At 71.1% G+C, this 10,800-nt stretch carries 7 protein-coding genes and 1 tRNA gene; 7 read left to right on the forward strand and 1 reads right to left on the reverse strand.

The window, feature by feature from the left end; all coding sequences use genetic code 11:
- Positions 1-154: 154 nt before the first annotated feature.
- Positions 155-226: transfer RNA gene (locus ACFXGX_RS12595), tRNA-Arg, on the reverse strand.
- Between the two features lie 189 nt (positions 227-415).
- Between ACFXGX_RS12595 and ACFXGX_RS12600 the strand changes: the two genes are divergently transcribed.
- The 7 genes from ACFXGX_RS12600 (at position 416) to rho (ending at position 10,717) form a co-directional block, all read left to right on the forward strand.
- Positions 416-919, forward strand: coding sequence for a response regulator (locus ACFXGX_RS12600; protein ID WP_384788806.1), 504 nt, complete (start codon positions 416-418; stop codon positions 917-919).
- 729 nt (positions 920-1,648) lie between these two features.
- The gene (nrtL, locus tag ACFXGX_RS12605; protein ID WP_384788809.1) at positions 1,649-2,695 is read left to right on the forward strand and encodes an ArgS-related anticodon-binding protein NrtL; all 1,047 of its coding nucleotides are present in this window, start codon (positions 1,649-1,651) and stop codon (positions 2,693-2,695) included.
- Between the two features lie 22 nt (positions 2,696-2,717).
- The gene (lysA, locus tag ACFXGX_RS12610) at positions 2,718-4,109 is read left to right on the forward strand and encodes a diaminopimelate decarboxylase (protein WP_384788812.1); all 1,392 of its coding nucleotides are present in this window, start codon (positions 2,718-2,720) and stop codon (positions 4,107-4,109) included.
- Between the two features lie 207 nt (positions 4,110-4,316).
- On the forward strand, positions 4,317-5,606 hold the full coding sequence (locus ACFXGX_RS12615; RefSeq protein WP_384788838.1) for a homoserine dehydrogenase: 1,290 nt from the start codon (positions 4,317-4,319) through the stop codon (positions 5,604-5,606).
- Between the two features lie 6 nt (positions 5,607-5,612).
- On the forward strand, positions 5,613-6,671 hold the full coding sequence (gene thrC / locus ACFXGX_RS12620) for a threonine synthase (RefSeq protein WP_384788815.1): 1,059 nt from the start codon (positions 5,613-5,615) through the stop codon (positions 6,669-6,671).
- A 649-nt stretch (positions 6,672-7,320) separates the two neighbouring features.
- Positions 7,321-8,250 carry a homoserine kinase gene (gene thrB / locus ACFXGX_RS12625; protein WP_384788819.1) on the forward strand — a complete coding sequence of 310 codons (930 nt, stop codon included), beginning with the start codon at positions 7,321-7,323 and terminating at the stop codon, positions 8,248-8,250.
- A 388-nt stretch (positions 8,251-8,638) separates the two neighbouring features.
- Positions 8,639-10,717: a transcription termination factor Rho gene (rho, locus tag ACFXGX_RS12630; protein ID WP_384788822.1), complete on the forward strand. Its 2,079-nt coding sequence runs from the start codon at positions 8,639-8,641 to the stop codon at positions 10,715-10,717.
- Positions 10,718-10,800 lie beyond the last annotated feature (83 nt).

A 10,800-nucleotide genomic window follows, 5' to 3' on the forward strand; every position in this document is an offset into this window, starting at 1 on the left:
TGCTACGCCTCGGCGGGGGGGGGGGGTTGTGGGTGGGCGGGCCCGCTGCTCGTCGCAACACGGGGGGGGGGGGGGGGCCCCCCCCCCCCCCCCCCCCCCTCTACTCTCGGCATCCACCCTGGTCAGCGCTCGACTTCTGCTGTTCCTAGGTGAGTGCCCCCGGCAGGATTCGAACCTGCGCACACGGCTCCGGAGGCCGTTGCTCTATCCCCTGAGCTACGGGGGCGTGTCGGGCGCTTTGTGTGCGGCGACGGGTAGAACCCTACCAGCTCCTTCAGGGGTGATCGCCACGTCTTTTGGTCGGGGCGGGTGGTGTTGCGGGGGCGGGAGGGAGGGGCGAGTGGGGGAGTGGGGTGGAGGCGGCGCCGATGGTGGGGTGGGGGCGGCTCGGGGGGTGGGGCCGCACGGGGTGGAAGTGGGGAAAACCCGGACGCGGCGGTGGGCGCGGACCTACTCTCGAGTTGTGCCAGGCGTGTCCGGTCGGGTGCTTGTTGTGGACGACAACAAGGTCATCCGGCAACTGATCAGGGTCAACCTCGAGCTGGAGGGTCTCGAGGTCGTGACCGCGGCTGATGGTGCCGAGTGTCTGGACGTCGTTCATCAGGTTCGGCCCGATGTCGTCACCCTCGACGTCGTGATGCCCCGGCTCGACGGTCTGCGTACCGCCGCTCGGCTGCGGGCCGATCCCCGGACCCGGAATCTGCCCCTCGCCATCGTCAGCGCCTGTACGCAGTACGAGGTCGAGAGTGGGCTCGACGTCGGTGTCGACGCCTTTCTCGCCAAGCCCTTCGAGCCGTCCGAACTCGTCCGTCTCGTACGGCAGTTGATGGAAGGGCGTGATCCGGGTGAGGGTGCCGGCGGGAGCGCCGGTGGCGCCGTCGAGGAGGCCGAGCGCGCGGGGCGCACCGGTCATCACTGAGTCGGGTCACCGAGTGGCCGGGCACCGGTTCGTCACGAGTCGCGTCGCGGAGCGAACGGGGCACCGGTTCATCATTGAGTCGCGTCGCCGAGCGGGTGGCGCACCGGATCACTGAGTCGCGTACCGAGTGGGCTGCGCCCCGGTCGTCACTGAGTCGCGTCGTCGCGTCGTAAGCACCGGTCCCGGTCAATGAGCCGTGTCGTCACCGGTCGGCTCGGTCGTCCGTGCCGGGCTGCTCGGCTGTCCGTCGAGCGGCCGAGCAGCCCGAGTGGGGCCGTCCGCCACTCATTCATACGCGGGACCGCGAGGTTCATCCTCGTGTGCGTGCCCGGCCGCCGCCCTCCACTGCTCAGCACGTTCACGGATTACGCCCCCTACGCCCCCTACGCCCCCTACGTCCCTCGCTTCGCCCCGGTCCGGCTCGATCGCGGCTCGACCGGGTGGCGGGGCGGGGCGGCTGGCACCGGCCGGCTCAAGAGCGCCGGCATCCCAACCGACCCCGGCATCCCAACCGACCCCGGCATCCCAGCCGACCCCGGCATCCGCAACCACTGCAACCACTGCAACCACTGCACCCACAACCGCGTTCCGCCGAGCGGCCCCCGGCAACCACCCCCGCGGTCCCCGCCACCGTCCACCGCCCCCGCGGTCCCCCGCCCCCCGTCCACATCCCGGACCATCCCGAAACCGGCTCGCTTTCCCACCCCCCTCCTCCCCTAGGCTTGTCCCGTGACTCCCGTCGAGCTCTCCCGTACCGTGCTGCGCGCGGTGCGTCGTGCTGTCGACGTGGGGGAGCTGGGCGGTGTCTCGGTGCCCGAGCGTGTGGTCGTCACGCCGCCGGGGCCCGGTGGGTGCGGGGACTACGCGAGCACCATCGCGCTGCGGCTGGCCGGGCAGGCTCGGCGGCCGGCGCTCGAAGTCGCCGAGACCCTGCGGACGTACATCGCGCGTGAACCCGGCGTCGCCGACGTCACCGTCACCGGACCCGGGTTCCTCAACATCACCCTCGCGGGTGGCGCCTCCGCCGATCTGGTGGGGGCGGTGCTGGAGCAGGGCACGCGGTACGGGCACGGCGACTCCCTGACCGGGCAGGTCGTCGAGCTGCGCGTGCCCTACGACACCAGGGCCGAGATCGTCGCCGACACCCTCGTACGGATCGTCGCCACCCAGGGCGGCCGTGCCGAGGTCCGGCACTCCGAACCCGTGAATCTCCGGCCCGTGCCCGCGCCCGAGGACCCCGCCCCGCTCGGTCACGACGCCGCCCGCTGGGCTCTGCTCCATCCCGCGCCGCACGACCGGCCCCGGATCAGCGCCGATCACCTCCTCCAGCGCGAGAGCAACCCTCTCTTCCGCGTCCGTTACGCCCACGCCCGTACCCGGGCCCTGCACCGCAACGCCGCCACCCTCGGCTACGGCCGCACCATGGCCCTCAGGGGTGTACACGCCCCTGCCGTACCTGCGGGCGCCCCCCTCGGGGCATCCGACCCCACCCCCACCCCCACCCCCGCCCCCGGCGAAGCCGATCTCCTCGCCGCTCTGGCCGAATATCCGCATGCCCTGCGTCTCGCCGCGCGGCTTCGGGCGCCCGACCGGCTGGCGCGGCAGCTTGTCGTGACCGCTGACGCGCTTCTCGGTTTTCAGCACGCCGTGCTGCCGCTCGGCGACGAGAAACCCTCGGCCGCCCACCGTGCCCGGCTCGCGCTCGCCGAAGCCGCCGGGGCGGTGCTGGCCGGCGGCCTGTCCCTGCTCGGCATCAGCGCACCCGAATACCTTTGACGAAGTAGAGAGCACCGCAGACATGAGTCGTTCCGCACACCCCGCCGGGCCCCGTCACGCCGACGTCCTCACCGAGGGCCACTACAGCGCCCCGCCCGCCGACCTCAACGCCCTCGACCCGAAGGTGTGGTCGCACACCGTCAGCCGTACGGAGGACGGTGTCGTGAGCGTTGGGGGACTCGAAGTCACCGCGCTGGCCGAGGAGTTCGGCACTCCCGCGTACTTCCTCGACGAGAGCGACTTCCGGGAGCGGGCGCGTGCCTGGCGCACCGCGTTCGGGCACGACGCGGACGTCTTCTACGCGGGCAAGGCCTTCCTCTCGCGTGCCGTCGTACGGTGGCTGCACGAGGAGGGGCTGAACCTGGACGTGTGTTCCGGGGGTGAGCTGGCGACCGCCCTGTCGGCCGGGATGCCCGCCGACCGCATCGCCTTCCACGGCAACAACAAGTCCGAGGACGAGATCCGTACGGCCGTCGAGGCCGGTGTCGGGCGGATCGTGCTCGACTCCTTCCAGGAGATCGTGCGGGTCGCGCACATCGCGCAGTCCCTCGGCACGCGGCAGCGGGTGCAGATCCGGGTGACGGTGGGCGTCGAGGCGCACACGCACGAGTTCATCGCCACCGCGCACGAGGACCAGAAGTTCGGGATCGCGCTCGCCGACGGGCAGGCCGCCGAGGCCGTGCGGCGCGCGCTCGCGCTCGACGCGCTCGAACTCGTCGGGATCCACTCGCACATCGGCTCGCAGATCTTCGACATGGCCGGCTTCGAGGTCGCCGCCCGGCGCGTCGTCGCGCTGCTGGCCGCCGTGCGCGACGAGCACGGCGTCGAACTGCCCGAGATCGACCTCGGCGGCGGTCTCGGCATCGCGTACACCAGCGACGACGACCCGCGCGAGCCGCACGAGATCGCCAAGGCGCTGAGCGAGATCGTGACCCGTGAGTGCGAGGCCGCGAAGCTGCGTACGCCGCGGATCTCCGTGGAGCCGGGGCGCGCCATCGTCGGTCCGACCGCGTTCACGCTGTACGAGGTCGGCACGATCAAGCCGCTCGACGGTCTGCGCACCTACGTCTCGGTGGACGGCGGCATGTCCGACAACATCCGGACCGCGCTGTACGACGCCGAGTACAGCGTCGCCCTCGTCTCGCGCACCTCCGACGCCGAGCCGATGCTCGCGCGTGTCGTCGGCAAGCACTGCGAGAGCGGGGACATCGTGGTCAAGGACGCGTTCCTGCCGGCCGACCTCGCGCCGGGCGACCTGATCGCGGTGCCGGCCACCGGCGCGTACTGCCGGTCCATGGCCAGCAACTACAACCACGCCCTGCGCCCGCCGGTCGTCGCCGTGAAGGACGGCGTGGCGCGAGTGATCGTCCGCCGTGAGACGGAGGAGGACCTCCTGCGTCTCGATGTCGGGTGACGTCAGGTGACGTCGAGTGACAAGCGGTGATGTCAGGTGATCGGATGGACCGGATCCGGCGGGTCTGGACCGGGGCGGAAGATCTCCTGTCGTCGCCTACCAGAAAAATGAAATGGACGTCTCACGATCCGGACGAGGGGTAGAAACTCCCGTCCGGTGAGTGAGACTGGTCCAACCGAAGACGGTATGAGGAAACGAGGTCGGATGATGCGTACGCGTCCGCTGAAGGTGGCGCTGCTGGGCTGCGGGGTTGTCGGCTCAGAGGTGGCGCGCATCATGACGACGCACGCCGACGACCTCACGGCCAGGATCGGCGCACCCGTCGAGCTCGTCGGGGTCGCCGTCCGCAGGCCCTCCAAGGTGCGCGCGGGCATCGACCCCGACCTGATCACCACCGACGCCACCGCTCTCGTCAAACGCGGGGACATCGACGTGGTCGTCGAGGTCATCGGCGGCATCGAGCCCGCCCGGGCGCTGATCACCACCGCGTTCGAGCACGGCGCCTCCGTCGTCTCCGCGAACAAGGCGCTGCTCGCCCAGGACGGTGCCGCCCTGCACGCGGCCGCCGAGGAGCACGGCAAGGACCTCTACTACGAGGCCGCCGTCGCCGGCGCCATCCCGCTGATCCGGCCGCTGCGCGAGTCCCTCGCCGGCGACAAGATCAACCGGGTGATGGGCATCGTCAACGGCACCACCAACTTCATCCTCGACAAGATGGACTCCACGGGGGCGGGCTACCAGGAGGCCCTCGACGAGGCCACCGCGCTCGGGTACGCCGAGGCCGACCCCACCGCCGACGTCGAGGCGTTCGACGCGGCCGCCAAGGCCGCCATCCTCGCCGGGATCGCCTTCCACACGCGGGTGCGTCTCGACGACGTCTACCGCGAGGGCATGACCGAGGTCACCGCCGCCGACTTCGCCTCGGCGAGGGGGATGGGCTGCACCATCAAGCTGCTCGCCATCTGTGAGCGGGCCGCCGACGGGGGCTCGGTGACGGCGCGCGTCCATCCCGCGATGATTCCGCTGACCCACCCCCTCGCCTCCGTGCGCGGCGCGTACAACGCCGTGTTCGTCGAGTCGGAGGCCGCCGGTCAGCTCATGTTCTACGGGCCGGGCGCCGGCGGCGCCCCGACCGCGTCCGCCGTCCTCGGCGACCTGGTGGCCGTCTGCCGCAACAGGCTCGGCGGTGCGACCGGCCCCGGCGACTCCGCGTACGCGCAGCTCCCCGTCTCGCCCATGGGGGAGGTCGTCACGCGGTATCACATCAGCCTCGACGTGGCCGACAAGCCCGGTGTTCTCGCCCAGGTCGCCACCGTCTTCGCCGAGCACGGGGTGTCCATCGACACCGTGCGTCAGTCGGGCAAGGACGGTGAGGCCTCCCTCGTCGTCGTCACCCATCGCGCTTCCGACGCGTCCCTCGCCGGTACCGTCGAGGCGCTGCGCGGCCTCGACACCGTGCGGGGTGTCTCCAGCATCATGCGGGTTGAAGGAGAGTAACCAGCAATGACCCACCAGTGGCGCGGAATCATCGAGGAGTACCGGGACCGGCTTCCGGTGTCCGACAGCACGCCGGTCGTGTCGCTCCGCGAGGGCGGTACGCCGCTCGTGCTCGCGCAGGTGCTCTCCGAGCGCACGGGCTGCGAGGTCCACCTCAAGGTGGAGGGTGCCAACCCGACCGGGTCCTTCAAGGACCGCGGAATGACCATGGCCATCACGCGGGCGAAGGAGGAGGGCGCGAAGGCCGTCATCTGCGCCTCCACCGGCAACACGTCGGCGAGCGCCGCCGCCTACGCCGTACGCGCCGGGATGGTCTGCGCCGTCCTCGTGCCGCAGGGCAAGATCGCGCTCGGCAAGATGGGTCAGGCCCTCATCCACGGTGCCAAGATCCTCCAGGTCGACGGCAACTTCGACGACTGTCTGACGCTGGCGCGCTCGCTGTCCGACAACTACCCGGTGGCGCTGGTCAATTCGGTCAACCCGGTGCGCATCGAGGGCCAGAAGACGGCCGCCTTCGAGATCGTGGACATGCTCGGCGACGCGCCCGACATCCATGTCCTTCCGGTGGGCAACGCGGGCAACATCACCGCGTACTGGAAGGGGTACAAGGAGTACGCCGCCGACGGCATCGCCGGGAGGACCCCGCGCATGTGGGGGTTCCAGGCGTCCGGCTCCGCGCCCATCGTGCGCGGCGAGATCGTCAAGGACCCGTCGACGGTCGCCACCGCGATCCGGATCGGCAACCCGGCCTCGTGGCAGTTCGCGCTGGCCGCGCGGGACGAGTCGGGCGGTCTCATCGACGAGGTGACGGACCGTGAGATTCTGCGCGCCTACCGGCTGTTGGCGGCGCAGGAGGGTGTCTTCGTCGAGCCCGCTTCCGCCGCGTCCGTCGCCGGTCTGCTGAAGGCCGCCGAACAGGGCAAGGTCGACCCGGGTCAGCGCATCGTCTGCACCGTCACCGGCAACGGTCTCAAGGACCCCGACTGGGCCGTCGCGGGCGCTCCCCAGCCGGTCACGGTCCCGGTGGACGCGGCGACGGCGGCGGAACGGCTCGGCCTGGCGTAGGCCCGGGTCCGGTGCGGTTGTGGTCCAGAGCCGGTCGGGTCGGAGTTCAGGCCGGGACCAGCCCGCCAGCCCTGGTCCAGGGCCGTTCCGGTCGCGGGTTCAGGACCGGTCCGGCTCAAGGCTCAGGACCTGCCCGGCTCAAGGCTCAGGACCTGCCCGGCCCAAGGTCAGGACCCGTCCGGGGTGACGGCAAGCCCCGACGGGCGGGAGACCGGGCTCGGAATGGCGGGAACTCCCGCTGTCTCTGGCGCGAATCCGTCGGTGACGGTCAGGCCGGCGGTGACGTGCACGGGTGGGGCCGGTGGCCCGACCCGGAGCGGCGGGGACCGGCCAACCGTGAGGAACTCGCCGCGAACGGACGGGAAACCGGCGGAAAGCCGACGGAAACCGTCCGCTCGCGGGGGTCATCCCCATGCCGACCCGACGGGGGGTGCACGAGGGGCTTACGACACGCATCGTGCGCCTCCTGTGCGCCCTATGTCGCCACAGAACCTTCCTTCGATAAGCTGTACCGAACCCGCCCGCCGCATATGCCGCGGTGCCGCGCGGTCATTGCGGACCCCGGGTCCACGTGCCCGTCCGTCGTGGTTCATCTCGCAGTTCTTCGTAAATCTCGTACATCACGCAGCTCAAGGAGAGTCATCGAGCGATGGCCGGTCCAGCGTTCCGCGCCGCCGCCGTCCGGGTGCGCGTCCCCGCCACCAGTGCCAACCTCGGCCCGGGTTTCGACGCCTTCGGCCTGTCACTGGGGCTCTACGACGACGTTGTCGTCCGGGTGGCCGACTCAGGACTGCACATCGACATCGCGGGTGAGGGCAGCGAGACGCTGCCGCGCGACGAGAAGCATCTCCTCGTACGTTCCCTGCGCACCGCCTTCGACCTGCTCGGCGGACAGCCGCGCGGCCTCGAGATCGTGTGCGCCAACCGCATCCCGCACGGCCGCGGTCTCGGCTCCTCGTCGGCCGCCATCTGCGCCGGCATCGTCGCCGCCCGCGCGGTGACCATAGGCGGGGACAGCAGGCTCGACGACACCGCGCTCCTGGAGCTCGCGACCGAGATCGAGGGGCACCCCGACAACGTCGCGGCCTGTCTGCTCGGCGGATTCACGCTCTCCTGGATGGAGTCGGGCGCCGCGCGCGCCATCAGGATGGACCCCGCGGACTCCATCGTTCCGGTGGTCTTCGTCCCCGGAACGGCCGTGCTCACCGAGACCGCGCGCGGTCTGCTGCCGCGCACCGTCCCGCATGTCGACGCCGCCGCCAACGCGGGCCGCGCCGCACTGCTCGTCGAGGCGCTGACGCGGCGCCCCGAGCTGCTGCTGCCCGCCACCGAGGACCGGCTGCACCAGGAATACCGCGCCCCGGCGATGCCGGAGAGCGCCGCGCTCGTCGAGCGTCTGCGCGCCGACGGCATCCCGGCCGTGATCTCCGGCGCGGGACCCACGGTCCTCGCGCTCGCGGACCGCGCGTCGGCCGACAAGGTGGCCGATCTCGCAGGTCAGGGCTGGGCGGCCAACCGTCTGGACCTCGACGCGCAGGGGGCGTGCGTGCTGCCCCTGGCACCTGTCGAGGTCGATTGACGACGCACGGTTGCCGGATTTGGAGAGGGGGAATGTTTGTTGGATCCGGTAGTGTTAACCTCAAGTCTGCACCCGACCCCACCATGGCGAGGTGCTTCGCGTCCCTGTCCGGGACACCCATTCTTCCGGGAGCCTCCCAAACTGCTACGTGCCTTGCATTGGGTGCTATGCGCTGAGCAGTGCTGAGCACGCTCCGGAACCGGCGTGACCGAGCCGATGACACCGAAACTCAGTGCCACGGCTCAGGAATCGTCATCACCAGCAATGTCTTCCGCCGTCTTGGCGGACAACCGCCCCGGCACGGTCCACACAGCAAGGGCCAATGCCGGACAGCACAACCGGTCGCCGAGCCAGACAGGCCGACGTCCGCTCCAGGGAAGGACCCTTCGTGAGCGACACCACCGATCTGATGGGCGCACGTGTCGAGGAGACCGCTGCCGCGCCCGCCACGGACGCCTCCGCGCCTGCCACCGGTGCCGGCTCCAGGCGACGCCGCGGTACCGGCCTCGAGGGCATGGTGCTGGCCGAGCTGCAGCAGGTCGCATCGGGCCTCGGTATCAGGGGCACCGCGCGGATGCGCAAGAGCCAGCTGATCGAGGTCATCAAGGAGGCCCAGGCCGGAGGGGGTGCCCCGGCCAAGGCCGCGTCCGACGACGCCGCCGAGACCAAGCCGAAGCGCCGCGCCACCTCCAAGGCCCGTACGGGTGACGAGGCCGCCGCCCCGGCCGCGGACAAGGCCGAGAAGGCCGCCGAGAAGGCCGTGGCCCAGCAGCAGATCGAGATCCCCGGCCAGCCGGCCGGCGGTCCCTCCCGTACGAGCGAGGCCGACCGCGGGGCGGACGACGCCCCCGCCGAGCGCCGCCGTCGTCGTGCCACCGCCGAGACGGGCAGCCCGGAGACGGTCACCGCCGAGGCGAAGGGCGAGCCGAAGGCCGAGACGCAGGGCGACGCCGAGGGCGCCGAGGGCCGTCGTGAGCGCCGCGACCGCCGTGACCGCGACCGGGGCGGCCGTGACCGCGACCGCCGTCCGGCCAAGGGCGACGAGCAGCAGGGCGGCCAGGGTGCCGGCCAGCAGCGCCCGGACCGTCAGGAGCGCCAGGACCGTCCGGACCGTCAGCAGCAGGGCGGCGGTCGTCAGGACCGTCAGCAGCCCCGCGACAGCGCGCCGCGTGACAACGGTCCCCGTGACAACGGCCCGCGTGACAACGGCCCGCAGGACGACGACGACTTCGAGGGCGGCCGCCGCGGTCGCCGCGGCCGTTACCGGGACCGCCGTGGCCGTCGTGGACGCGACGAGATCGCCGAGCCGCAGGTCGCCGACGACGACGTGCTGATCCCCGTCGCGGGCATCCTCGACATCCTCGACAACTACGCGTTCATCCGTACGTCGGGCTACCTCCCGGGTCCCAACGACGTGTACGTCTCCCTCGCCCAGGTCCGTAAGAACGGCCTGCGCAAGGGTGACCACGTCACCGGCGCGGTCCGCCAGCCCAAGGACGGCGAGCGCCGCGAGAAGTTCAACGCGCTGGTCCGCCTCGACTCGGCGAACGGCATGGCGGCCGAATCCGGGCGCGGGCGCCCGGAGTTCAACAAGCTGACGCCGCTCTACCCGCAGGACCGGCTCCGCCTGGAGACCGACCCGGGCGTGCTGACGACCCGGATCATCGACCTCGTCGCGCCGATCGGCAAGGGCCAGCGCGGTCTGATCGTGGCCCCGCCGAAGACCGGCAAGACCATGATCCTGCAGGCGATCGCCAACGCGATCACCATCAACAACCCCGAGTGCCACCTGATGGTCGTCCTGGTCGACGAGCGTCCGGAAGAGGTCACCGACATGCAGCGGTCGGTCAAGGGCGAGGTCATCTCCTCGACCTTCGACCGTCCGGCCGAGGACCACACCACGGTCGCCGAGCTCGCCATCGAGCGCGCCAAGCGTCTGGTGGAGCTGGGCCACGACGTCGTCGTGCTGCTCGACTCGATCACGCGTCTGGGCCGTGCGTACAACCTCGCCGCCCCGGCCTCCGGCCGCATCCTGTCCGGTGGTGTCGACTCGACCGCGCTGTACCCGCCGAAGCGCTTCTTCGGTGCCGCGCGCAACATCGAGGACGGCGGCTCGCTGACCATCCTGGCCACCGCGCTCGTCGACACCGGCTCGCGCATGGACGAGGTCATCTTCGAGGAGTTCAAGGGCACCGGCAACGCCGAGCTCAAGCTCGACCGGAAGCTCGCCGACAAGCGTGTCTTCCCGGCGGTGGACGTCGACGCGTCCGGTACCCGTAAGGAAGAGCTCCTGCTCGGCAGCGACGAGCTCGCCATCACCTGGAAGCTGCGTCGCGTGCTCCACGCGCTCGACCAGCAGCAGGCGATCGAGCTGCTGCTCGACAAGATGAAGCAGACGAAGTCGAACGCCGAGTTCCTGCTCCAGATCCAGAAGACGACGCCGTCGCCGGGCAACAACAACGACTGACGTCTTCGCGACCGAGGTCGTCAGCGACCGGAGTTCGCAGAGCAGAAACCGCAAAGGGCCGCCCCCGTCACGCAGGTGACGGG

Source organism: Streptomyces sp. NPDC059371, from assembly GCF_042751995.1.
In the GTDB taxonomy this organism is placed as follows: domain Bacteria; phylum Actinomycetota; class Actinomycetes; order Streptomycetales; family Streptomycetaceae; genus Streptomyces.